This window comes from Candidatus Nitrososphaera evergladensis SR1 (genome assembly GCF_000730285.1).
In the GTDB taxonomy this organism is placed as follows: domain Archaea; phylum Thermoproteota; class Nitrososphaeria; order Nitrososphaerales; family Nitrososphaeraceae; genus Nitrososphaera; species Nitrososphaera evergladensis.
In genome coordinates, this window is sequence record NZ_CP007174.1 from 2,293,380 (window position 1) to 2,316,254 (window position 22,875).

Sequence of the window (22,875 nt, forward strand, 5' to 3'; positions counted from 1 at the left end):
CAAAGATGCCACAGCAGCCTTCCTCTTCTCCTCCTTCTCTCATGTGGTCCGAAGTGCACAGGCCCCAGAGGGTGGAGCAGATGGTGGGAAACGAGGACGCAAGGATAACAGTGGTCAAGTGGCTGTCAGGCTGGGTCAGTGGCACTAAACCCCTGCTCCTCGTGGGTCCGCCGGGCGTCGGCAAGACGACAATCGTTCACGCGCTTGCGCGCCAGTTCGACTATGATCTTGTAGAGATGAACGCAAGCGATGCAAGAAACCGCGACAGCATCGAGACAAGGATAAAGCCGGTGTTTGCCAACACAGGCCTCTTTGGCCGCAAGATCCTCCTGTTCCTCGACGAGGTGGACGGCATCTCTGGCAGGGAGGACTCGGGCGGGCTTGATGCGCTTGTCGACCTGATAAAAGAGCCCACCGTCCCGGTGATAATGGCCGCAAACGAAAAGTCGGCCAAGATAAAAGAGCTTGCCAAGGGCTGCAAGGTAGTCGAGTTTGCGCCGGTTCCGCCAAGGCTCCTCCTGATGTTCCTTGACCACGTGCTTGCAAAGGAAAAGGTCAAGCTCGGCCCCGGCGACAAGGTGTCAATCGTGCTGAACAGCGGAGGCGACATCAGGTCGCTTCTCAACAGCGCCCAGTCGCGCGCCGCTGGATACGCCACCGTGTCAAACAGCGACGTGACAGAGATAGACATTGCAGACGCGATAAACAGCTATTTTGCAGCCAAGGACAGGGCTGCTGCAATGCAGGTCTTTGCAAGGGCTGACGCCTCGTTTCCGGACCCCCGGTACGAGGGCATGTCGCCGGAGGCAAGGCGCAAGGACATGGTTGCCGCGCTGTTTTCATCCATCGTTTCGTCGCACGCTGTTGACAAAGAGTCGCTTGCAGAGCTTCTCGACGTCCTTTCAAAAGCAGACGTGGTGGTGGGCAGGGTCAGCAGGAACAGGCAGTGGAGCCTCTTGCGCTATGTGCGGGACATGCTTTCAGCCGGCCTGTACGCCAAGTCTAGGGGCAAGGACATCAAGTACAGCCAGTATGCTATGCCTTGGCCGGTGATGGGCCCCATATTTGCAAGGTCGCAGACCACTCGAAAAATCGCGTCCGCAGTCGGCCCTGCCATGAACGTGTCAAGGAGCACTGCAAGCTCGACAGTGCTGCCGTACCTCGTGCGCGCCATCATCGATGAAAAGGTCGACACTTCTGAATTTGCAATCACGAACTTTGGCGACGAGTCGATAGGCGAGTCGCTTGGAAAGGAAGTCGAGCGGGCAAAGGGGGCCAGGAAGAAAAAGTGAGCGACGGCAAAGAGTTCTGGATAAAGTTGCTGGTAAAGTACAAGGGCAAGTGCGCCGTCTGCGGCAAAGAAATCCCGCAGGGAGAATACGCGCTCTGGTCAAGGGCATCCAAGGCCATCAAGCATGTCAAGTGCGAGGTGCAGCTGCAGCAACAGAAAGAAGGACAGCGGCATGATGAAGCGCCGGAAGAAGAGACGTCGCTGGAACTAAAGTGCTTTGTATGCGGCAAAAACGCCGGCTGCGCCACGTGCAGCCTGGAGGCCGACTGCAACCGCGCAATAGTGTCGCAGGCGTGCATATGCGAGTCTTGCCTGTCAGGGCCGGACGCTTATGACAGATATCAGCAGGCGTTCTTGGCAAAAATAGCAAAGCTTAAAATGTAAATGTGCCAGACGCATCATTGGTGGAAAAAATGTCAAGCGAATACGAGCAAAACGTTGGCCAGCTTTTGGCAGAAAAAAAGGCGGAGCTTGAGGAGCTTGCCAAGAACCCAAAAGAGAACGCCGTCAAGATCTCGCAGCTCACACTTGAAATTGATTCGCTTGAAGCCATGTACGAGAACTATAACCTTGGCCTGAACGTCTTTCGCAGGGCGCAGGGCGGAAGGGCAGGCCTGAGAGAGTAAGTGCTACTCCTCTCTCTAAAGATGTGGTTTAACCGCCCTTGACCTTTTTCACTACGGCATCAAAGTTGCTGAGCGGCACTATTTTCACAGTATTGAAGGCGGAGATGCCAGCCTCTATGCACATTGCTTCGATCTCATGCGGGCTGTCTGCCTCTACAATGATTACCCATTCATGCTCCAGCACAGACATATAGAACCCGTGGATCTTCCTAACATGGAATTTTTCAGTGATCGACTTGATCTTGTCGTCGATCATTATCATCGTGTCCTTGCTCTGCTTGTTGTTAAGCGGGCATGATTCCGGGCTGTGGGTTGCAAATACTCCAAATAATGCCATGTATCAAAAAAAATGCAGCAGAATATTAAAACGTAATTATCCATTCAACTTGATCATTCCTGCGCCTTGAGAACGCGCCTATGAGGTTTCTTTCGCAGTGCTTCTCACTTCCCGGTTGCGGTAGAATGCCAGAAGGCATTTTGGATAGCTGAATCAGAGAATGCTGCTCATGTTCCTCGGATTGTCAATGAATCATAAATAAAACTAGAGTACTTTCTTTAGAAAACCTTCTTTTTCAGAGTCTCTGCGGAGTCGTCACTATCTTGCCGAACAGCTGCGAGTCTGCCATCTTGACGTGGCCTTCGACCATGTTGCCAAATGGAAGGATGGTGTCAATCACTGGCTTTATTCTGCCCTTGCTTACCCATCGTATCACTTCCTCCAACCCTGCTTTGGTTCCCTGCGTTGCGCCCAGCAGGTTGGTTCCCCGGAAAAAGAGGTATCTCAGGTCAATTGCCGAGTCGTAGCCTGTGGTGGCGCCTGTTGACACGAGCGTGCCTCCCATCTTCAACAGCCCTACTTCTTGTGGAAACACGGTCTTGCCGATGTGCTCATAGATTATGTCCACTCCTTGCCTGTTTGTTATGTCGCGGACCTTCTTGTACCAGTCAGCTTCTCGGTGATTAACCGCATGGTCTGCGCCAAGCTCCAGGCACTTGTCCATCTTGTCTTTGTTGCCGGCAGTAGCAATGACGTCGCAGTTGAACAACTTGGCAATCTGTATGCCAGCTATTCCCATGCCACTTCCTCCACCCATTATAAGGACCGTCTGGCCGGGCCTGATTTTGGCACGCGTAACAAGCATGTGCCAGGCAGTCATGCCCACCATGCAAATTGCTGCCGCATCGGTAAACGATACGTTGTCAGGGAGCTTGACTACGTTTACTTCTGGCAAATGCGTGTATTGCGCAAAGCCGCCCCATAGCGGGCCGGTCTGGAATCCCCATACCTTCCTGCTGATGCAGTCATATTCCCTTCCGGATGTGCATTCATAGCATACCCTGCAAGTCAGGTTTGGATGCGAGGCCACCCTGTCTCCAACCTTGATGTTTGTCGTGACATTCTCACCGACTTCGACAACCGTTCCGGCGATGTCGCTCCCCGATATGTGAGGCATTGGGATCTTGATCGGCTCGCCCCAGATGCCCCACAGGTCGTTGTAGTTGTACGACGCAGCTTCAACTTTAATCAAGACTTCATTGGCTTTTGGTTTCGGCGTATCAATGTCTTCGATTTTTACTACTTGCCTAGGATCTTTGCTGTGTTCCCTGTATACGGCCGCTTTCATATGCAGACTCTCGTCTTTGACATCGTTATAGATGGCAATATATTCATTCAAAGGGCAATGTGTAGTTTTTAGCGCCGGCTGTGTTTTGAAAAGTTAGAGCAGGAGCACTATGCAATTGGCATTATTCTAACGTCCAAGTCTTATATTACCGCCCATAACGGAAATAATGAATTTATATAGCCACTCGCCGGCATTAACTACACTCCCATGCATGAAGAAAAAGTAAAGCGGCTGGCTGCATTGAAAAAGTCCGCCGAGAGTGGCGGTGGCGACGAGCGCATCGAGGCCCAACACTCAAAGGGCAAACTTACTGCACGCGAGAGGATAGCACTATTACTGGACGAAGGAAGCTTTGTCGAGATTGACAAGTACGTCACCCACAGGGGCGACGACCCGACCGTCCAGAAATTCTACGGCGACGGCGCGGTGACCGGGTTTGGCACGGTCAATGGCAGGCAGGTCTTTGTTTTCGCTTATGATTTCACGGTCCTTGGCGGATCGCTTGGAGAAATGACAAGCAAAAAAATCACTAAAGTCATGGACCACGCCATGAAGGTCGGGTGCCCAATCATAGGCATCATCGACTCTGGCGGCGCAAGGATTCAGGAAGGCGTCAACAGCCTTGACGGCTATGGCGACATCTTTTTCCGCAACACGATGGCTTCAGGAGTCATTCCGCAAATAACGGCAAGCATCGGCCCGTGCGCAGGCGGCGCCGTGTATTCGCCGGCGATGACTGACTTTGTCGTGATGGTAGAAAACATTGGCCAGATGTTCGTGACGGGGCCGGAAGTGGTAAAGGAGGTCCTGAGCCAGGACGTATCGTTTGAAGAGCTGGGAGGCGCACGTGCGCACGGCTCGAAATCCGGCGTGGCGCACTTTGTAGCCAAGAACGAGTACGACTGCTTTGACAGGATAAAGAAACTGCTTTCATTCATACCGCAAAACAACACGGAAGAGCCGCCGATGGCGGCAGAGTCGACTGACGACCCCAACAGGGTAGATGCCAACCTGATAAACATCCTGCCAGAGAACCCGTACCAGCAGTATGACATGAAAGAGATAATCAAGTCAGTCGTCGACAACGGAGACTTTTTTGAGGTGCACGAGCTGTTTGCCGATAACATCCTAGTAGGCTTTGCAAGGATGGGCGGAAGGACGGTAGGCATCGTTGCAAACCAGCCGATGTACCTTGCGGGTGCACTTGACATCAACTCGTCCAACAAGGCAGCCAGGTTCATCAGGTTCTGCGACTCGTTCAACATCCCGATTGTCACGCTGGTAGACACGCCAGGATACCTGCCTGGAACTGACCAGGAGCACAACGGCATCATCAGGCACGGAAGCAAACTATTGTATGCGTATTGCGAAGCGACGGTGCCCAAGGTAACTTGCATTGTAGGCAAGGCGTACGGAGGAGCCTATATCGCAATGGGAAGCAAGAACCTGCGCGCCGATGTCAACTATGCATGGCCAAACGCCGAGATCGCAGTGCTTGGCCCGGAAGCAGCTGTTACGATTATCCACAGAAAAGAGCTGAAAACCGCGCCAGACGCGCCCATGATGAAGAAAAAGCTTGCCAAGGACTACCGCGACAAGTTTGCAAACCCCTACCTTGCGGCTGAAAGGGGCATCATCGACGTGGTAATCGACCCGATGGAGACAAGGCCCATGATAATCCGCGCGCTGGAAGCACTTGCGAACAAAAAGGAAGCAAGGCCGTGGAAAAAGCACGGCAACATCAACCTGTAGGTGAAATGCAAAAAATGTCCAAGAAAATCACGAGCATCCTGATTGCAAACAGGGGCGAGATAGCACTGCGCGTAATCAGGGCCTGCAAGGAACTTGGCATAAGGTCAATCGCGATATACTCTGACGAAGACACGCGTGCGGTGCACGTAAAGAGGGCAGACGAGGCATACCACATCGGCCCGGCCCCGCCGGCGCAAAGCTACCTGAACATGGCCAAGATCGTCGAGACTGCGAAAATGGCTGGCGCCGACGCAATCCACCCCGGCTATGGCTTTCTGTCAGAGAACGAGAATTTCCCCGAGATGTGCGAGAAGAACGGCATCATATTCATCGGTCCGACTGCAAAAGCGATGGATGTCACCGGCGACAAGATGAAGTGCAAGGCAGTCATGAAAAAGGCCAAGGTCCCAACCGTCCCGGGAAGCGACGGCATCATCGAGGACGTGGAAAAGGCCGCAAACATTGCGCACGAAGCAGGCTATCCGGTGATGCTAAAGTCGGCTTTTGGAGGCGGTGGCAGGGGCATCAGGCTCTGCAAGGACGAAAAGCAGTTGCGCCAAGAGTTCGAGATGGCGTCTGCCGAGTCCAAGGCTGCCTTTGGCAAGTCCGCGCTGTTTGTAGAGAAATACCTTCAAAGGATCAGGCACATCGAGTTCCAGTTGCTGCGCGACTCGCACGGCAACGGCCGACACCTGTTTGAGCGCGAATGCTCGATACAGCGCAGGCACCAGAAACTTATCGAAATGTCGCCGTCGCCGGTGGTCGACCAGAAGACCAGGGAAAGGATTGGCGAGATAGCGGTAAGGGCGGCAGCCGCAGTCGATTACCTCAACGCAGGCACTGCAGAATTCCTGCGTGACCCGGAAGGCAACTTTTACTTTATCGAGATAAACTCCCGCCTGCAGGTGGAGCACCCTGTCACAGAGCTCGTGACCGGCCTTGACCTCGTGAAACTCCAGATCCACGTGGCGCAGGGAGGCGAGATCCCCTTCAAGCAGGAAGACTTGAAGATGAACGGCTGCGCAATAGAATGTCGTATAAACGCAGAAGACCCGTTCTACGACTTTGCGCCATCGACTGGCGCAGTGCCAAACTGCAACATCCCCTACGGCCCCGGCGTCAGAGTCGACACGTACCTGTACCCAGGCTGCACGGTTTCTGGCTACTATGACTCGCTTGTGGCAAAACTGCTTGCATGGGGAAGCAACTTTAACGAGGCCCGCATAAGGATGAGAAACGCGCTGGACGAGTTTACCATAGAGGGCATCAACACCACAATCCCGCTGTACAAGACGATAATGACCGAACCCAACTTTAACAAGGGTGAGATTTCGACAGACTACCTTGACCGCTTCAAGGTCTTTGACAAGATGAATGAAGAGGTCAAGGCGGAAGCATCAAAGAACGCCCAGGCTGCAGTGGCGGCCGCGCTGTTGCAGTCAGAGCTTGTGAAAAAGACTTCGCAGAACAATAACAACGGTCAAAAAGCTTCCAGGTGGAAGATGATGAGGGCGACAAGCTGATATGGAGTTCAAAGTCGGCGACCTTGCACAGATGCTGAGCGGCGAAGTGCTCAGGACCACAGGGAACAACTCGGTGCTTGTAAAGATAGGCGACAAAGAGCACACGATAAGGCTGCTGAAATCCGGCACAAACGAGTTTGAGTTCATACTCGACAACACGTTCCATCACGCCAAGATCCTCCAGTCTGGAAGCGCCGAAGTGAAATTGATGCTGGACGGCCAGCCTATAACGGTAAAGAAGCATTCCAAGCTGACAGAAGTGCTTGAAAAGGCATCGGCGCTTGGCGGCGCAGGAGGCGGAGACCGCAACCTTGCAAGCCAGATTCCGGGAAGGGTTGTCAATATTGCCGCCAAGCCAGGGACAGAGGTCAAAAAGGGCGACGTGATAGTGGTGCTTGAATCGATGAAGATGCAGGTGGCTGTCAAGGCCCACAAGGACGGCAACCTGAAGGAAATAAAGGTAAAGCAGGGAGCCAGCGTCGCAAGAAACGACATTCTGGCAGTAATAGAATAATAATAGTCTCAGGTTTTTTAGCGCCTGTGCTGTTGTTTTTCTTCGATTTTCTTTGCCAGCGTCATCACTGCAAACAGCCCGACGCCTATTGACGACAGCACAAAGAGCGCGGTAGAGGCCATCAGGACGATAGCATTTCCTGCTGCCACGCCTGCCGCAACTGCTGCAAGCGACGCTATTGCAGAAATGCCCAGCGCCATCAGCAGTTTTTTGCCAGGAGCCCTGTTGCGCAATGCAACTGCCGCCGGCGACAGGTAAACTGCGCCAATAAGCGCGCTTGCGGCAAAGCCTGCAACGACAGCGCCTCCTTCGCCTGCAGACATGCCATAGCCCTTTTCTGCCACCTGCAGTATGCCAAGGAGCGGGTATATGGCAGTCTTGATAGTTGCCTGCGCCCACGGGTTTGCGCGCTCGTAATCTGCAACAGATGGGCTGAAAGAGTAGTACCAGCCGTTAAAGACGTTCATGAAACTAGAGCCTGCTGCTGTTGAGAGGATGTGGTTGTCTCTAAAGCCGCGGAGAAACTGCACCTGCGGCGTAAGCTCCGAGCCAAACGCCGCAGTCGCAATAAGACAGCCGGACGGCTGCCGCGCCGGCTGCACGGTTCCTGTCTGATTGTTGGCGCGCTTTACCTGGGCAGACACGTTGTCGCCAAAGCCAAGCGAGTCTCCTTCCTCTGCCATTGCAGGCAGAGTGGGAAGAAGAAGCAATAACGCCAGTGATACTGCCACAAAAGTTGCCAGTGCGACCCCATAGAAGGCAGTTTTGCGCATCTTGCTGCAAAAATAGCTGTCATTTGTATATAAATAATTACAATTATCAGCAGCAGGAATAGGCTTGCAGTAGTTTTCTTCTAGTGTATACAAAGGTCTGTGGGGCGGCCGGGCTCCATCCACTTTAATCGATGCTCCAGTCCAGCGGCAGTGAAGGCTTGTTCAATGTCATCGCGGGATTCAGAGTAATGCGCCCATCCTTCAAAGTGCAACGGTATAATGGTAGTAGCACGTGAAAAGGCGTGCGCGGCTTTTACCCCTTCAGCGGCAGTGAGTGTAAGATGCCAAGGGCCGACTTCTGTGACCCTTGCCGCCCCCATGAACAGGACTGCCACCCGTATCGAGAAGCGCCGGCTGACCTCCACCAGACCTTCATGCCAGACAGTATCGCCAGAAATGTAAACCGCGTATTCCGGCGCGTCGGCAAACGCAAGCACGAACCCGGTCACGGGGCCGCGATCTGCATGGACGGGCCCATGACGCGCCGGTGTTCCAGTAATTTGCAGAACACGGCTGTTGCCGCCGTCCCTAGCAGGAATGCCAATTGTTTGCCACGGGGACAGGCCGATTGCCCTGTCTCCCAGGCGTTTTGCTGCTGCAGGTGTCGTCAAAACCCGGGCCGAATGGTCAAGAGAAGCCCTCCCCATGGTGTCAAGGTTATCTAGATGCTGGTCGTGACTGAGCAACACTGCATCCAGAGAGCCGATGGCGTCATGACCAATGGCAGGGCCGCGTGTCTTGCGCAGCACATACAGGCTTGTCCGGTATTCGCCAGGAGGATCAAATGTCGGGTCGGTGAGGAAGCGCAATCCCCCAAGTTCGATGAGGGCGGTAGGCCCGCCGATGTACGTGAACCGTAGCTTGAGATCATTCATGATGATGCATATATGCGCCTCACACAGATTTCTCTTTAATCATATAAAATAAGAAAAAAATGAGAAAGAGAGAAGAGGGTCTCAGTTGTTGCTGCTGCCGTTATTCTTCTTCAAGAACTCTTTTATCTCGGCATAGTTTGGCTCGACGAGCGGGTTGTCAGACACCCACCTGTAGCGCACCTTGCCCTGCTCGTCCAGTATGAACACCGACCTCTTTGCCGCATTATAGTCGGGCATGCTTGCCAGCTTTTTCATGACGATTCCGTACTTTTTGATGACCTTTCTTCCATAGTCTGAAAGCACGGGAAAGCTCAGGTGATGGTTGTTGGCAAAGGCCTTGTTGACAAACGGGCCGTCCACAGAGATTCCAAGCACGTTTGCGCCATAGTCCCGGAGCTCATCAAGCGAGTCGCGGATTGCGCACATTTCTGCCGTGCAGACCGACGACTCGGCCGCAGGAAAGAATGCAAGTATTGTCTTTTTGCCTCTGAAATCGCTCAGCTTGCGGTTCTTCAGGTCCTGGTCCGGGAGTTCAAATTCGGGAGCTTTTTGGCCTATCTTTAGAGATGACTTGGCTGCTGCCATATGCAAGAGAGCGGCCGAGCTTGCAATAAAAAGATTTTCAACTATACGTCAGGCGTACTTGGACTTGAAGGGCGAAAGCGACCGCAGCTCTTTTACCACGCCTGCAAGTGCCGACACCGTCCTGTCCATTTCCTCCTTTGTGTTCTGCATCGACAGGCTGATGCGGAGCGAGCCTGTTATCTCCTCGTAGGAAAAGCCCATTGCCTTTAGCACGTGCGACGGCTTTTGCTTCTTGACCGAGCAGGCCGAGCCTGTGGACGCGGCAATCCCTTCTTCGTCCAGCTTTATTATCAGGTCCTCGCCGTTTACCCCAAAAAACGTGAAATGAGCGTTGGCGGCAAGCCTGCTTGTCCTGGAACCGTTTAGCCTGCTGTGCGGGATCTCTGACAGGACGTTTTCAATGAGGCAGTCCCTGAGAGCAGACACCTGTCTCTGGTACTCGGCAAGCCGGCCCTTGGCAAGCTCGCACGCCTTGCCAAAGCCGACTATTCCCGGGACGTTTTCGGTGCCGGAGCGCATGGCAGATTCCTGCCCGCCTCCGTGGATTATCGGCATTATCTCCAGCCCGTCGCGGATGTACAGCGCCCCGACCCCTTTTGGCCCGTTTATCTTGTGCGACGACATTGACAACAGGTCGACGCCAAGGTCCTTGACATCCACGGGTATCTTGCCGGCGGCCTGCACCGCGTCGGTGTGAAAGAGCGCGCCGGCGTCGTGCGCAATCTTGGCAAGCTCCTTTATTGGCTGGATGGTGCCCACCTCGTTGTTTGCGTGCATGATGCTGACAAGCGCTGTCGAAGGCGTGATCGCCTCCTTGAGGACTTCTGGCCTCACTAGCCCTTCGGGCGTGACTGGCAGAAACGTCACATTGTAGCCCAGCCTTTCAAGGTCGCGGCACGGCTCTAGCACGGCGTCGTGCTCGATGTAGCTTGTTATTATGTGGTTCTTTGACGGGTCCTTGCTTTTCGCATAGTCGGCCGTCCCCTTGACAGCAAGGTTGTCAGCCTCCGTGCCGCCTGACGTGAACGTTATCTCTTGCGGCTTGGCGCTCACAAGGTCGGCCACGCGTTTTCTGGCAAGCTGTATCGCCCGCGTCGTCTCCCTGCCAAAGTAGTGTATCGAAGACGGGTTGCCAAACTGCTGTTTCAGGTAAGGGATCATCTCCTGTATCACCTCGTCTGCTACTGGGGTTGACGCGGCGCTGTCAAGGTAGATTCGCTCCATCAATCGACCACCGCCAGCTTGCCGCTCTTGTAGCCGGAAGCGTCTATTGTCACAAAGCGGAAACCCAGTTCCTTTAGTTTTTTATCCAAGAGGTCCAGTTTTTCAGGGTCAAACATCCTGCCCAGCTCATCCCTTCCTACCTCTATTCTTGCAATCTCTCCGTGGTCCCGGACACGCACCTGTCGAACCCCAAATATCGACTTGACTATTATCTCCGAGCTTTCTATCTTGCGCAGCTTTTCGTATGTCACTTCCATGCCGACAGGTATTCTTGACGCCAGGCACGCGTTTGAGGGCTTGTCGTACACGGACAGCCCAAATTCTTTTGCCATCCGGCGGATCTCGGCCTTGCCGATGCCAAGCTCCACCATCGGGCTTTTCACGCCGTTTTCACGGAGCGCCCTGATGCCCGGACGATAGTCTGACAGGTCGTCAATGTTCGTGCCGTCCACTACCAGCTGCGCGCCGGCCTTTTTCGCCTCGCCGGCAAGGTGCTGCCCAAGCTCTGTCCTGCAGTGGTAGCAGCGCATTCCGTCGTTTTTTACAAACTCGGGGTTTTCAAGCTCGTCGTACTCTATTACCAGGTGCCTGATGCCGATTTCCTGCGCGACCTTGCGGGCGGTGGCAAGCTCCTCGTCTGCAAGAGTCTTGTAGTCAGCGGTTATCGCAATGGCGTTGTCGCCAAGCGCCTTTTTTGCGGCAAGGGCAACCACCGCGCTGTCGACGCCCCCAGACAGCGCCACTATGACCCTGCTGCCTGCAGGGAACCACGAAACCAGCCTGTCAAGAGAAGTAGCAGTCATACTTTGTGCACCACCTGCGCGTTTACGATTTCCATCACGCGCCTTGCAGGCACGCCAAGCCTTGCAGCGATTATCTTGATGTCCTCAAACTCGGGCTTGGCTCCCATAGTGTTGCCCTGTGCATCCTTGGCAACCTTGACGTGCACGTTGAACGTGTTTTCGCCTATCGTTACCGGCACCGTCACCACCGCCCTTTGGAGCACGTAGCGCTCCACCTGCTGTACGCGTGCACCAAGCGTGCCCGACTCGGAAAACAGGATTGAAAGCACCGCATTTAGCAGGAAATTGTCTGCGACGACTCTGACAAGGTACGTAGGCCTGTTCTTTTTCGTGGTGCCCGGTATTATCGTCACGTCCTTGGCGCCGGCGTCTGTTAGCCTGTCGATGAGGTTGCCCATTACCTCTCCTGTTGCGTCGTCGACGTTTGTTTCCACCACGCAGACGGTGTCCTTCTCAAGGGCTACTGGCGAACTGCCGATAAGGACGCGGACGACGTTGGCAAAGCCTTCAAACTTTTTGCCGCCTGCGCCATAGCCGATTTTCTCCGGCACGATTGTAGGATAATAGTCGACGCTTCCTTCCGCCAGGTTTGCAAGGAGCGCGGCTCCAGTCGGCGTCGTCAGCTCCTCCTTTGCCTGGCCGCCGGCAAGCGCAAAGTGCCTGCCCTGGAATATGTGCAGGATTGCGTCAGCAGGGTTTGGCACCGTGCCGTGCGAAAACGTCAGCTTGCCCCCGCCCACTGCCACCTGTGTAGACACTATTTTTGAGCCAAAGAGTGAAAGGTCCTGGAGGGCGGTGGCGCAGCCCACAATGTCTGCAAGCGTGTCCACGCTGGACGCCTCGTGCAGGTGCACGTTGCTGAAATCCTCGCCGTGGACCCTGGCCTCGGCAGAGACTATCGTCTTTAGGGTGTCAAGCGCAAACGCCTTGGCCCTCTGCTCAAGGTCGAGCGTGTCGCAGGTTTTTGTTAGCGCGCGCAGCATCTCGGCGCCCTTGCGCTCGTGCACGCCGTCCTTGTACGACAGCTGCAGTTGCGTCGCCGAAAATCCGTGCGTAACTATTTTTTCAAAAGAGGCATTGCTTATCTTGCTGCCCTTCAGGCTGTCCTGGCACGCAAATATGGCGTCCCGCACCTTTTTTGCGCTGGCGCCGGCGTCCACCAGCGCAGACACTAGCATGTCGCCTGCAATGCCGGCCACCTGGCAGTCAATGACAGCTATCTTGTCATTTGTCATGTGTGAGAGATACAAAAAATATTCAGTGCGGCGCTTTATAATATCGTTTATTATTGCTACTATGATTCAACAACTATGCACCGGCCGTCAGGTCCTTTTCTGTGCTTTAGCCGGTGGGTGTGACAACCGACAAGCCTGTGCTCCGTACAGCCGCAGATAGGACAGCGCTTTATCGTCCCGCCCTCCTTTTCTCCCATATGACCCAAATCTGGCTCAACAGGCTTATGTGCGTTGCAATATCGTTTTTATTTATCACTGCACACAAGAGGCTCCACATATGGACACGCCAAGGGAGCTTGAATGGTACCTGCGAGACCACTTTTTCCGGCAGGCCGGAAAGGGCAGGACCCAGTTCCAGAGAAGCGCCATCGCCGGCGAGATGGCAAGTTTATACTTGCGCTACCGCGGATACGACCCGCAGCAGCTTGCAGAGAGCATGTCCCCGGTGATTGACGACCTTGTCTCTATGCAGGTACTGAAACAGACAGGTGACAACCTGGAGGTCGCAGGCTCCCTTGTCCGAATGCAGTGCGCCAAGTGTTTTTACGTCAGCTATCTTCTTGCAGATAAAGAGCCCAAGACGTGCCAGCGTTGCTCAGGGACAGAGCTGCACGAGTTTCCAAAACGCAAGCAGTAAATAAAAAAGAATGAATGAATGAATGAATCAAGCTTATTAAGCAAGTTTTTCCCTTACCCGGTCGTATTGCCAGACCTTGACGAGCTGTGCAAAAAGGTGTTTGCAGTAGACCCTGCCATCAGGTTTGCCGGCGTGATTGACAAGATGGGCAGGCTTGTAGCCGGAGGCATGCGCACGGGGCTAAGCCCGCTAGAGTCCGTACGGGACATGGACAAGCTGTACATCGAGTTTGCGCTCCGAAACGCCATGCGCAAAGAGTTCAACGCAGACTTTGGCAAGACAATTTTCACGTTTTCTGAAAGGGAGCGGATAAAGCTGGCGACATTTCCGCTGCAGGACGACGACAACCTATTGCTTGTCTCTATTGAAAAGGACAAGCCCCACGACAAAATAATAAGCGGGATACTGGCAGTCGTACGCTGATGCCTGCCACCAACAGCAGCAAAAGAAAAAAACGCTCGCGGCAAGGAGAGGACGACGAGCTTGTCCCGCCGCGCAAGATAACCGGCAAAGAGCTGACAGAGCTTGAGGAGTTGAGCGCAAGGCTCACCACACTTGTTGAAATGCTTGACGAAAAGGGCATCATCAACAAAAAAGAGTACGACCGTACAGTGGCGATGCGCCTGCACGAAATATCCAAGGCGGGGGCAATTGAAGAGCTGGACGAGGAACTCTAGTCATGCAGGCGCAAAGAGCATTTTTCCTTGCCATCATCGCAGGGATTATCGGAGGCGCTATCGCAGTGGCAATCAACTTTGTCGTTGTGCAGGCCCGGCAGAGCGAGATCGCAAATTTCTATACGGACGAGTTTGTTGCGCCGAGCATAATCGACGAGGGCGAGTTTGACCAAAAGCTGCAAGAGCTACAGATACAGAACGTTGCGCTGCCGATTGCAATTGGTGTCGGAGGAGGCGTACTTGTCGCCGCGGTGTACCTGAGGGTTGGCGCCGGCGCCTTCAAAGTTGCAGTCGCAGTTGCTGGCGCGGCGTGGCTTGCGCTCTATGTCATGCCGGCGGTAAAATACCCGGCAAACTCTGACACCGCCTTTAACCCAGAAGGCGACGGCGGGTACTCGATGCTCTATGCAGGCTACATGGCCGCATCAGGGCTTGCGGCTCTTGGCTCTGCAATAGCGTTTTCAAAGACGAAAAGAAAGAATTGGTACGTTGGAGCCGCAGGCCTGTACATCGGAATAATAGCCGCGCTCTATGTCTCGTTCCCGGCCTTTTCCGGCCTGGAATTTGTGCCCCAGCAGTTGCTCGCAGGGTGGCGCTCGTCGATGGCAGCAGGCATGACCGCGTTGTGGTTTGCACTTGGCATAATTGCAGGTGCATTGCTGGAACGTGAAGAGAAGAAGGAAAAAGGCGTCGAGAAAGGGATTTGAAGCCTTTTGCGGCAGGGTAAGTGTTTTATTATTTGCAGAACTTGAGCTTTGGCTTGAATTCCCTGTCTATTTCTTCTCTAGACTTTTCACCAAATTCTATCGGACTGTTGTTTCGTCAGGCTATGTGTTATTCCCATTTCCATAAACATGCATGTGGCAAAATTAGTCAGAGTTTTTTCCTTCAACTGGTCTGACGTTTCTGAAATTAAGGTACAGAGCTATATCGTATGCTATCTTTAGAGCGCCGCCCAGCACAAAAGGAGCTGATAGCACGGGCAGAACCTGCAGGATGTAGCCGGTCAGGGACGGCGACACTGCTTGAGAGATGTTTCGAGACATATTGGTGATTCCAGCCGCAGGCGTCCTTTCTTCCTCGCTTACGACCGCGACAATGTACGATTGCCTTGTGGGAACATCCATCTGCGACAGGGCCATCCTTGTCAGGTAAAACGCGATTGCCAGAGGCAGCGAAGGGGCAAACCCAACAAGAATAAGAAATACATTGGACGGTATGTGGGTAAAGACCATCGTGTTTACAAGCCCTATCCTGTCCGCGATCTTTGCCGCAGCTAGAAAGGAAAATGCCGTCAGTACTCCGGCCACTGAAAAGATCAATGACAGGACAGCCAGATCAACGTTGAACTTGGTAAAGAACCAGAAAGATACGATGCTCTGGATGACAAAGCCTCCTGCAAAGGAATCAACGGCAAACAAGCCGGATAGCTTGCCGACAAGATGCTTTGATTGAGGAGACAGCGCCTGCGTAACAGGCTTCTTCTTGTTTGTAATATCTCGTGTTGTTGCCTCTATCTTATTTGAAAGCATAAAGTAAATTGCCGTTGCAACAATTCCAAGGACGCTGTATAGCAGGAAAAGAGGCTTTATTGATTCAACGGGATTCCACCCGTACTGTTGCTGGAGGATGGCAGGCAAGCCCGAAAGAAGGATTCCTCCAGACATTGCAAAAGTGCCAGCCATGTTATAGAGGGCAAACACAGTGTTCCTCTTTCGGCTATCGTTGACAGTCTGCGGAAGCAGCGCCTGTTCTAGTGAAAGAAACGCGCCTGTTTCAGAGCCGGTGACATTTATTGTACCGATGAGGGCTGCAGCAATCAAGGCAAGGTAGCTCTCGCTTGCCAGAAATATTGCGCCGGCAATTGACATCAATGCGCCAAAGAGAATGAGCGTCTTGCGCCTGCCGATCCTGTCAGCATAAAAACTTGCAAAAAGCGTGAAAATTACGCTGTTGACAAGCGTGGCGGTGAGCACAATTCCGATCAGGATGTCGTCAAAACCAAGCAGCTTTAGGTATATTGCCAGAACTATGCTAAGAAAGCCGTAAGCAAAGGTTCTTACAATTCTGGCAGAGAAAACCAGCTTGCCGTCAGCCGACAGCCATCCCATAGGCAAAGTGGATCTCTACATTATGTTGTATAATGTTAGTGTCTGCTTGATGATGATGTTGACTTTGTGTTTGTTGACTTGCAAAAGGCGTACAGAGCGTCGTAAAGGTAAAACTGCTTTGCCATGTTGTCATAGTCATCTTTTGAGATCAGGCTAAAGCCGGTTGCCATGGCAACCAAACCTTCTGATTGTGGAGTCAGCGACCGGTTTGGGGTATCCGCGCCTCTCACTATTCGGGCCAGTTCCAGCAGGGCAGGCTCCTTTCTGGCCAGATCATACTTTTTTACGATTGCATCGAAGGAGCATTCTTCGCCATGATGGCCAAGCTCCGCGTTTGGGACGTCAAAAGGTATAGCGTCCATTTCTTTGGCAGTCTGCATGACTTTGTCGGCTGCCACAAAAAGAAATTCCGCATCCCTGTCCACAAAATTTTTTATCAGCCATGGACAGGCTATCCTGTCTATTTTTGCGTGCTCTCTTGTCACCCACTTCATTTTCTTGTCATCCGCTCCAAATCAAACAACAGTAATGAGATTGAGCAGTTAGCTATTTTGATTTTCCGTACTATGGTTGAGGAAGGCTTAAACCTGCTACGTGAACAATTGAACTAATGATAGCAAAAACCGCTGCAGCTTCAATAATGATGGGCATTGTTTTTGCAACGGCCCTCTCATTCGCAGGAATCTTGATCCCTACGCAAATTCAGGCACAAAATATGACAGAGCCCACCAATAACATGACAGCAATGAATAATTCAAACTCAAATTCTTCAGTTTTAGCTGGTGGCGCGGTAAACTCGACAGGGCTTGACACATTTTCAGCTGCCGGCCCTATTGCAGGCTTGATCCTTCCGGCTTCGCCTGCAGAATCAAATTCAACTGGAAGCAACATGACACTGCCGTCATCATCATCACAAAACACAACTGCACTTGCGTCAGTTGTGCCTGCAAAGACATTCATCCTTAGTGGCGCATGGCACCTAAATGCCGAAAATGGAAAGGTAACATTCTTTGACGCAAGGTTCACAAAGGTGCATCTTGACGCCAGCAATCGCCACGTACATGAGATCAGCAACTTCCGCCCAGCAAGCAACGACACGTCAATTCGGCTGAACGCCAACGGAACTACTACAATAATGGGAACCACCGATGTAGCCCTTAACCACGCGATCACGTGGACCAACGTCAAGACAGCCATAGTGATAGATAAACTCAGTACAATAACCATTATGCTAGATCCAAAGGATACCTCAAATCACTTTGTAGGGCAATCCATCTATGGGACTGTAAGCATGTTGAAAGACAAGAACGGAAATCATGTTGCAATGTTTGCACGTCCCTAGTTCGAGGTAGGGGTACAAGGCATTATCCATGCCGAGCCTCCTATTTCTTTTTATTCTCTTAATCTTCCCTTCCAAGGCAATAATAATAGATTTTGCAGTTTCAGCATAGAACTCAAAGAAAACTATTCGGTAAGAATCCAAAGTAAGAATGGCGCCGGGAGAGGGATTTGAACCCTCGGGACCCTTACGGGTCACAAGCTGGCTGGAAAGCAGATTTCCAGGCTTGCGCCCTCCCGGGCTAGGCGACCCCGGCAACCAAGCACCGTTTTGGCCCCTTCACTATATAATTCAATCAAAGCAAAAGTAGCAAGATAAAAATTGAGGAACGCCGATTGTTACTTGTTTTTGAGCAGCAGCAACCAAGGACTTTCTGACAACTGCAAGGGCGGAAACCACGTCGACTGCAGCGACTGTATGTGCAAGTGCCACATACCCGGCACGATTGAAAACCTGTCAAGGAACATTGCCAGGCTTGACCGCAAGCGCCCGGGAATTGGCGAGACGATCTAGCTAGACATCGTCGCTTTCCAGCTTGCCCAGGTCCACTTCCGGGTGTATGGCTACGTCAGGTGCTGCAGCGTGCTCGCCCCTTGAGCGCCACGCCTTTGGATAAGTGTCCGGCCTCATTATCAGGCGCTTCATCACAAACGCTACGCCCCTTGCGCTTTCCTCAATCTGCTCCTTTGTCATTGCCGCCTCGGCAAGGCCGACTATCTCGCCCTTGAGGGTATAGACGCCGACAAGCTCGCCGGCGCGCAGGTCCTTTGGCACCGCTATCACGCCGGGCACGGCAAGCGGCGCGCCGTGGCACAGCGCGTCCACCGCGGTGTCCCGCACTGTTATGCCGCGGATTCCTTCAAGGCAGCGCTCAATGGGCAGAACCAGCCGGCGGAGTTTCTCTTCGTCGCCGGTCTCCTTGTAGCGCTGGTACGCGTCTGCGAGGTCGTGCAGGCGCACAAGGCCGTCTTTTTCGTACAGGTTGCTCACCTGCGTGCGGCGCAACTCTACCATCGTCGCTCCCGGCGACAGCACCTCGCCAATGTCGTAGATTATCTTGCGTATGTACGTGCCTGCCTGGCAGAGAATGCGCATCAGTATAAGCCTGTCATAATCTTCGATATAGTCAAACTCGTACACGGTGCGGACGCGGGTTACCCTCTTGACAGAAGAGCGCTGCGGGGGCCTCTGGTATATTTCGCCCGTGAATTCTTTCATTGTCCGCCTTACCTTGTCTGCCGGCGCGTGCGCGTGCAGGCGTGCAAGCGCATAGTATTCCTTGGGCCCAAGCAAAAGCACGCCAAGGGCTTTTGTCCCTTCGCCAAGCCCTATTGGCAACAACCCGGTCGCCCCCGGGTCAAGCGTTCCCGAGTGGCCGGCCTTTTCTATCTCCAGTATCCTCTTTACCCACGCCACAACCTCGTGGCTTGTCGGGCCCGCAGGCTTGTCTATCAGTATCAGGCCGTAATACAACAGCTCGCTTATCGGCCTCTTGTCTGGGTAGTGGCCGTAGCGCTCGTCTGTCACGTCCTCGTCGACGTTGACGAGATTTTCTAACTGCGGCAACATCCCATCATCATCTGCCTACCTGGCGCCTTACGATGAGCTTGGCCACTTCTATCAGCGCGTCCAGGCTCAGCAGGTCCGTGTTGAGCGCATAGTCAAACACCGAAAGGTCCTCTCCAAACGTAAAGCCGTAGAGGTTCTTGTATATCTTGATGTTTTCGTTGTCCCGGAGGTTCACTATCTTTTCCGCTTCGGCCACGGCAATCCCGTCGCGGTTTGCCATGCGCTTTGCGCGGCTGCGCGACGAGCCCTTGAGCCAGAACTTGATTATAGCGCTATCGTTGACAAGCCACGGGAGCGTATAGCTTGTTATCACGGCGCTTTCTGACTTTAGTATCTCCTCCAGTTTCTTGTCGACGCGCTTGTCAAAGGAAGGGTCGCGCTTGCGCTCCTGCATGAACATCTTGGCCTCCGGCGTGTCCCACCAGTCGCTTTTTGCAGTGTCCGTGGAATACCCCTTCTCCCGGGCAAGCATCTTTAGTATGTCGCCTCCGTTGTACATTGTCAGACCAAACTCTTTGGCAAGCGCGCCTGCAATCGTGGTCTTGCCCACGGCCGGCCAGCCAGAGATCACGATGCTTGGTTTTTTTGCTGCGGCCATGTCTCACATGCTCGGCATACTCGTCTTGGTGACCTTGCCCACTATGCCGGAAAAGGCAAACGACGTGAGCAGGAACCATCCCCACAGGTAGACCTCGCCGGGCACTTCACATGCCCCCTTTGGGTTGCCCTTGTCGTCCAGCTGCTGGTGGTTCTGGACGTCCTGGTCGCTGCACATTATCCACGGGATGTGTATCGGCGATATGGCCACCACCTGGCCAAATATCGACGGAAAGACGAATATCCATATCAGAAACGACGGGAGCATGTAGATGAGCATTGGGCGCATCTGCTGCTGTTGCACTTCAAGGGCCATCTTGTTGACGTAGGCCTGCTTTTTCTTCAACTCTTCAATTTCGTCCTTGTTGCCTTTTTTCACGGCGGCGGTGTAGGCCTTGCGCCAGTCGTTTGTCTCCTTCATTATCCTGTTGACGCGATCGATGTCGGTGGTTTTCCGGCGCAGCATGGCAAACGCAAAGCTCATGCCCACAGATATCGCCATCGCCACAAGGGTCGCCGTGAGAAAGTCAGGAAATATCGGGTGCCTAGTGTACTGGGGCGAGAACAGCTGCAGTATCAGGCTGCCAAAGTCTATCATTTCTTTAGAGGCTCTCCTCCCTCTGCAAGGATGCCGGCCACGCCTGCGGCCGCGTCGTCAACTTGGCCGTCGCCGTTTATAACTATTGCAAACGGCGCGCCGGTCAGAATAGAGCATGATGCTAGCATCATCTTGGAAAAGTCAAGGTCATTTTTAATGGCTTCGGGCGAGGCCTCGTCGCGCTGGCGGGTCGGGTCGTTCTTCCGGCGTTCGGCTATCTCGTACGGGTCTGCCGCCACCATTATCAGGTTTGTAGGGTTCATTATGGTAACAAGTCTCATGGGCAGGCCGGGGTAATAGCCTTCGCGCGTGCTTATGAACAGGTGCGTGTCGACTATGACCACGTCATCCTGCATCTCGGCGATGCGGCGTGCCGCCTGCTCTTGCAATTTTTTTTGTTGCTCGACAGGGAGCCGGCGCATCTCGTCGCGGTTTTTCACGCCTATTTTTTGCGCCTCTTCAAACATCAGCGTCCCGTAGGTGACGATGGTTGCCTTGCGCTTTTCTGGCGACGACGATAGCAGCTCCGCCGCGCGGGTGATGACCGTTGTCTTGCCCACGCCGGGGATGCCGACTATAATAGCGCGCTTTCTGTGATTATTATTATTTCCTGCCAAGGAGAGCCGCCAGTTTGGGCATGTATGTGTCGACCTGCTCTTTGACCAGCGTCTGGTAGTAGCTGACCATGATGTTCACCATCAGGAGTATTCCTGTGCCGGAGCCAAAGACGTTCAGGATATCCGACAGCGACGCAAGGAGGCCGATGATGACTCCGCTGATTATCGTAAGCGACGGTATGTACCTATTCAGCAGCGATTCGACCGAGTTCTCTGAGCGCCGGAATCCGGGCACCTGCACGTCGGCGTCAAGCAGGTTCTTTGCGGCAGTCTTGGCCGAAAGACCTCCCAGCTCCACCCAGAGCCTTGAAAAGATGGTCACTATAGTCACAAAGAATATGACGTACACCACCGCCCGCACGGGATCTGCGGCCACGTGGTCAAGGCTCCTTGGCGATGTGATGTAGTACAGTATGCCGCCCGTCGGCGTCTGAGGGGAACTGGGGTCAAACTGTGCTATCCAGTTGAACGCAGGGTTCGTGTTGTTAGGGTTATAGTTGGTCCACATCATCTGGCCCATAAACACCGCGTTTGCGATGAGCGCCGACGACAGGATGACGGGGATGACGGACGTGTACAGCAGCTTGATAGGGTAGACCGCCGTAAAGCCCCTGTATTTTGTAGAGACTATGGGTATGTCGACGTGTATCCCCTCTATATACACGAGCACTAGTATGACTGCAACCGTGAGCCCAAGGCCGAATATGCTTGGGAGCTGGCCTGAGCGGAAGATGGCATCCTGCCCGTGGCCTTCGATTGTGGACTGGATGGTAAACGGCAGTATGCCCGTAGGGCCGTCCTGCGCGGGAAACGGGCTGAACACACTCCACAGGATCGTCTGGGCGATGCCGGCCATGATAAACAGCGAGAGCCCAGAGCCGATGCCCCAGCCCTTCTGCACGAGCTCGTCAAGCAGCATGACCAGTATAGAGGCGCTGATGAGCTGCGCCACTACGATTGCGATTATCTGCGGGCCTCCGACGAGGGGGCCGTAGACGCTGATGCCGTACAGCGAGCCTTCTGCCACGATTACTATTATCGTCACTATCTTGGTCGCCGACGTAAAGAGCGACCTGTCGTCAGGGTTCTTGAAGTCAAGGCGGATGAGGTCCGACCCCTTGAGCAGCTGCATCAACAGCCCTGCCGTGACTATAGGCCCTATGCCGAGCTCCATCAGCGTTCCCTGCTGTGCCGCAAAGATGACCCTTGCAAACGCAAGGAAGTCGAACTTGGGGTCGCTTGTTACTCCGTAAAGCGGGATCTGGCCCATTACAAGATAGAGGAGTAGTGCAATGCCGGTCCAGGCGAACTTTTCAGTTAAAGAGATCTTTTTCTTGGGCTTTGGGACCTGAGGGACATATGCCGACGCCGACCTTATAACGCGGCGAAGGACATTCTCATTCTGAGTCGTGCTGCTCATCGGCTATAACCTCGCCACCTGCTGCCGTGATCTTGGCTCTGGCTCCCTCTGACACCTTTGCAACCTTGATAGTGTAAGCGCCGCTGATCTTGCCTCCGCCCAGCAGCTTGTCATAGCCAAGCGCGGTCAGGTCGAGGACGACCTTGCCCTTTTCGTCGGCCTTGCCGTGCTTGGCAAAGACCGCGTCGAGGTCGCGGACGTTGAGCCACGTGTTCACGACGTTGCGGTTAAAAGAGTTGAACGGGTCGTGACCAAAGTGGTTTGGTTCTTCGATTACTGTCCTTATAAAGAAGTGTTTGTGCTTGCCAGCGCCGCCAATTCCTCCGCGGCTTCCTGCCTGCCTGTGCTGGCCGATCTGGCCCCAGCCACAGTACCTGCTCCCACGCTGCCTTCTGCTTTTTCTGAATCTAGTAGCCATAATTAATCATCACATCATCCCTTTGTTGTGCTGGAGTTGTTTCAAATTTCATATTCACCTTAATTA

The 22,875-nt window shown here is 53.5% G+C and carries 29 protein-coding genes and 1 tRNA gene; 12 read left to right on the forward strand and 18 right to left on the reverse strand.

The window, feature by feature from the left end; translation table 11 throughout:
* Positions 1-5 precede the first annotated feature (5 nt).
* The 3 genes from NTE_RS12510 to NTE_RS12520 are packed head-to-tail and all read left to right on the forward strand — an operon-like array spanning position 6 to position 1,917.
* A complete protein-coding gene (locus NTE_RS12510; RefSeq protein ID WP_148701317.1) occupies positions 6-1,292 on the forward strand; it encodes an AAA family ATPase in 1,287 nt (428 codons plus the stop codon).
* The gene (locus NTE_RS12515) at positions 1,289-1,675 is read left to right on the forward strand and encodes a hypothetical protein (RefSeq protein WP_148701318.1); all 387 of its coding nucleotides are present in this window, start codon (positions 1,289-1,291) and stop codon (positions 1,673-1,675) included. Before NTE_RS12510 ends, NTE_RS12515 begins: the two co-directional genes overlap by 4 nt.
* Before the next feature lie 29 nt (positions 1,676-1,704).
* Positions 1,705-1,917 (forward strand): hypothetical protein, encoded by a 213-nt coding sequence (locus NTE_RS12520; protein ID WP_148701319.1) that lies wholly within the window; start codon positions 1,705-1,707, stop codon positions 1,915-1,917.
* A gap of 28 nt (positions 1,918-1,945) precedes the next feature.
* On the opposite strand, the gene NTE_RS12525 is transcribed toward NTE_RS12520, so the two are convergent.
* Together NTE_RS12525 and NTE_RS12530 are read right to left on the reverse strand one after the other, a co-directional pair.
* On the reverse strand, positions 1,946-2,254 hold the full coding sequence (locus tag NTE_RS12525) for a hypothetical protein (protein ID WP_148701320.1): 309 nt from the start codon (positions 2,252-2,254) through the stop codon (positions 1,946-1,948).
* A 235-nt stretch (positions 2,255-2,489) separates the two neighbouring features.
* Complete coding sequence (locus tag NTE_RS12530) at positions 2,490-3,542, reverse strand: zinc-binding dehydrogenase (protein WP_148701321.1); 1,053 nt, start codon at positions 3,540-3,542, stop codon at positions 2,490-2,492.
* A 207-nt stretch (positions 3,543-3,749) separates the two neighbouring features.
* Here NTE_RS12530 and NTE_RS12535 point away from each other — a divergent pair, with 207 nt between their 5' ends.
* Genes NTE_RS12535 through NTE_RS12545 form a run of 3 tightly spaced genes read left to right on the forward strand, consistent with a single transcriptional unit; the run spans position 3,750 to position 7,331 of the window.
* A complete protein-coding gene (locus tag NTE_RS12535) occupies positions 3,750-5,294 on the forward strand; it encodes an acyl-CoA carboxylase subunit beta (protein WP_148701322.1) in 1,545 nt (514 codons plus the stop codon).
* Positions 5,295-5,308: 14 nt separating this feature from the next.
* Positions 5,309-6,817, forward strand: coding sequence for an acetyl-CoA carboxylase biotin carboxylase subunit (locus NTE_RS12540; protein WP_148701323.1), 1,509 nt, complete (start codon positions 5,309-5,311; stop codon positions 6,815-6,817).
* A 1-nt stretch (position 6,818) separates the two neighbouring features.
* Positions 6,819-7,331 carry an acyl-CoA carboxylase biotin carboxyl carrier protein subunit gene (locus NTE_RS12545; RefSeq protein ID WP_148701324.1) on the forward strand — a complete coding sequence of 171 codons (513 nt, stop codon included), beginning with the start codon at positions 6,819-6,821 and terminating at the stop codon, positions 7,329-7,331.
* Positions 7,332-7,348: 17 nt separating this feature from the next.
* On the opposite strand, the gene NTE_RS12550 is transcribed toward NTE_RS12545, so the two are convergent.
* From NTE_RS12550 to NTE_RS16725, 7 genes are all read right to left on the reverse strand, one after another.
* Positions 7,349-8,104, reverse strand: coding sequence for a CFI-box-CTERM domain-containing protein (locus tag NTE_RS12550; protein ID WP_148701325.1), 756 nt, complete (start codon positions 8,102-8,104; stop codon positions 7,349-7,351).
* An 80-nt stretch (positions 8,105-8,184) separates the two neighbouring features.
* Positions 8,185-8,979 carry an MBL fold metallo-hydrolase gene (locus NTE_RS12555; protein WP_148701326.1) on the reverse strand — a complete coding sequence of 265 codons (795 nt, stop codon included), beginning with the start codon at positions 8,977-8,979 and terminating at the stop codon, positions 8,185-8,187.
* An 81-nt stretch (positions 8,980-9,060) separates the two neighbouring features.
* Positions 9,061-9,564: a peroxiredoxin gene (locus tag NTE_RS12560; protein ID WP_148701327.1), complete on the reverse strand. Its 504-nt coding sequence runs from the start codon at positions 9,562-9,564 to the stop codon at positions 9,061-9,063.
* Positions 9,565-9,612: 48 nt separating this feature from the next.
* Entirely contained in the window at positions 9,613-10,788 is a 1,176-nt protein-coding gene (locus NTE_RS12565) for a cysteine desulfurase family protein (protein WP_148701328.1), read from the reverse strand.
* Positions 10,788-11,591, reverse strand: a complete 804-nt coding sequence (gene larE / locus NTE_RS12570) for an ATP-dependent sacrificial sulfur transferase LarE (protein ID WP_148701329.1) — start codon at positions 11,589-11,591, stop codon at positions 10,788-10,790. The genes NTE_RS12565 and larE overlap by 1 nt, the downstream gene beginning before the upstream one ends.
* Positions 11,588-12,826 carry a nickel pincer cofactor biosynthesis protein LarC gene (gene larC, locus NTE_RS12575; protein WP_148701330.1) on the reverse strand — a complete coding sequence of 413 codons (1,239 nt, stop codon included), beginning with the start codon at positions 12,824-12,826 and terminating at the stop codon, positions 11,588-11,590. The genes larE and larC overlap by 4 nt, the downstream gene beginning before the upstream one ends.
* A gap of 59 nt (positions 12,827-12,885) precedes the next feature.
* Positions 12,886-13,023, reverse strand: a complete 138-nt coding sequence (locus NTE_RS16725) for a hypothetical protein (protein WP_158385545.1) — start codon at positions 13,021-13,023, stop codon at positions 12,886-12,888.
* Between the two features lie 80 nt (positions 13,024-13,103).
* Here NTE_RS16725 and NTE_RS12580 point away from each other — a divergent pair, with 80 nt between their 5' ends.
* From NTE_RS12580 to NTE_RS12595, 4 genes are all read left to right on the forward strand, one after another.
* Positions 13,104-13,463, forward strand: a complete 360-nt coding sequence (locus tag NTE_RS12580) for a hypothetical protein (RefSeq protein WP_148701331.1) — start codon at positions 13,104-13,106, stop codon at positions 13,461-13,463.
* A gap of 66 nt (positions 13,464-13,529) precedes the next feature.
* On the forward strand, positions 13,530-13,886 hold the full coding sequence (locus NTE_RS12585) for a DUF6659 family protein (protein WP_148701332.1): 357 nt from the start codon (positions 13,530-13,532) through the stop codon (positions 13,884-13,886).
* A complete protein-coding gene (locus tag NTE_RS12590) occupies positions 13,886-14,140 on the forward strand; it encodes a hypothetical protein (RefSeq protein WP_148701333.1) in 255 nt (84 codons plus the stop codon). The genes NTE_RS12585 and NTE_RS12590 overlap by 1 nt, the downstream gene beginning before the upstream one ends.
* A 2-nt stretch (positions 14,141-14,142) precedes the next feature.
* A complete protein-coding gene (locus NTE_RS12595) occupies positions 14,143-14,847 on the forward strand; it encodes a CbtA family protein (protein WP_148701334.1) in 705 nt (234 codons plus the stop codon).
* Positions 14,848-15,009: 162 nt separating this feature from the next.
* Here NTE_RS12595 and NTE_RS12600 read toward each other — a convergent pair whose 3' ends face one another.
* Positions 15,010-16,251: an MFS transporter gene (locus NTE_RS12600; protein ID WP_148701335.1), complete on the reverse strand. Its 1,242-nt coding sequence runs from the start codon at positions 16,249-16,251 to the stop codon at positions 15,010-15,012.
* 35 nt (positions 16,252-16,286) lie between these two features.
* On the reverse strand, positions 16,287-16,745 hold the full coding sequence (locus NTE_RS12605) for a chromate resistance protein ChrB domain-containing protein (RefSeq protein ID WP_148701336.1): 459 nt from the start codon (positions 16,743-16,745) through the stop codon (positions 16,287-16,289).
* A 116-nt stretch (positions 16,746-16,861) separates the two neighbouring features.
* Here NTE_RS12605 and NTE_RS12610 point away from each other — a divergent pair, with 116 nt between their 5' ends.
* The gene (locus tag NTE_RS12610) at positions 16,862-17,593 is read left to right on the forward strand and encodes a hypothetical protein (protein ID WP_148701337.1); all 732 of its coding nucleotides are present in this window, start codon (positions 16,862-16,864) and stop codon (positions 17,591-17,593) included.
* A gap of 149 nt (positions 17,594-17,742) precedes the next feature.
* On the opposite strand, the gene NTE_RS12615 is transcribed toward NTE_RS12610, so the two are convergent.
* Positions 17,743-17,846 (reverse strand) — tRNA-Ser (locus NTE_RS12615).
* Positions 17,847-17,938: 92 nt separating this feature from the next.
* On the opposite strand from NTE_RS12615, the gene NTE_RS16730 reads away from it, so the two are divergent.
* Entirely contained in the window at positions 17,939-18,103 is a 165-nt protein-coding gene (locus NTE_RS16730; protein WP_158385549.1) for a hypothetical protein, read from the forward strand.
* Here NTE_RS16730 and NTE_RS12620 read toward each other — a convergent pair whose 3' ends face one another.
* The 6 genes from NTE_RS12620 to NTE_RS12645 are packed head-to-tail and all read right to left on the reverse strand — an operon-like array spanning position 18,104 to position 22,809.
* Positions 18,104-19,159, reverse strand: a complete 1,056-nt coding sequence (locus tag NTE_RS12620; protein ID WP_148701338.1) for an RNA-guided pseudouridylation complex pseudouridine synthase subunit Cbf5 — start codon at positions 19,157-19,159, stop codon at positions 18,104-18,106.
* Between the two features lie 7 nt (positions 19,160-19,166).
* Positions 19,167-19,757, reverse strand: coding sequence for a cytidylate kinase-like family protein (locus NTE_RS12625; RefSeq protein WP_148701339.1), 591 nt, complete (start codon positions 19,755-19,757; stop codon positions 19,167-19,169).
* 3 nt (positions 19,758-19,760) lie between these two features.
* Positions 19,761-20,354 carry an EMC3/TMCO1 family protein gene (locus NTE_RS12630; RefSeq protein WP_148701340.1) on the reverse strand — a complete coding sequence of 198 codons (594 nt, stop codon included), beginning with the start codon at positions 20,352-20,354 and terminating at the stop codon, positions 19,761-19,763.
* The gene (locus NTE_RS12635) at positions 20,351-20,971 is read right to left on the reverse strand and encodes an adenylate kinase (protein WP_148701341.1); all 621 of its coding nucleotides are present in this window, start codon (positions 20,969-20,971) and stop codon (positions 20,351-20,353) included. The genes NTE_RS12630 and NTE_RS12635 overlap by 4 nt, the downstream gene beginning before the upstream one ends.
* Positions 20,958-22,391 (reverse strand): preprotein translocase subunit SecY, encoded by a 1,434-nt coding sequence (secY, locus tag NTE_RS12640; protein WP_148701342.1) that lies wholly within the window; start codon positions 22,389-22,391, stop codon positions 20,958-20,960. The genes NTE_RS12635 and secY overlap by 14 nt, the downstream gene beginning before the upstream one ends.
* Positions 22,369-22,809, reverse strand: coding sequence for an uL15 family ribosomal protein (locus tag NTE_RS12645; protein ID WP_148701343.1), 441 nt, complete (start codon positions 22,807-22,809; stop codon positions 22,369-22,371). The genes secY and NTE_RS12645 overlap by 23 nt, the downstream gene beginning before the upstream one ends.
* Between the last annotated feature and the right edge of the window lie 66 nt (positions 22,810-22,875).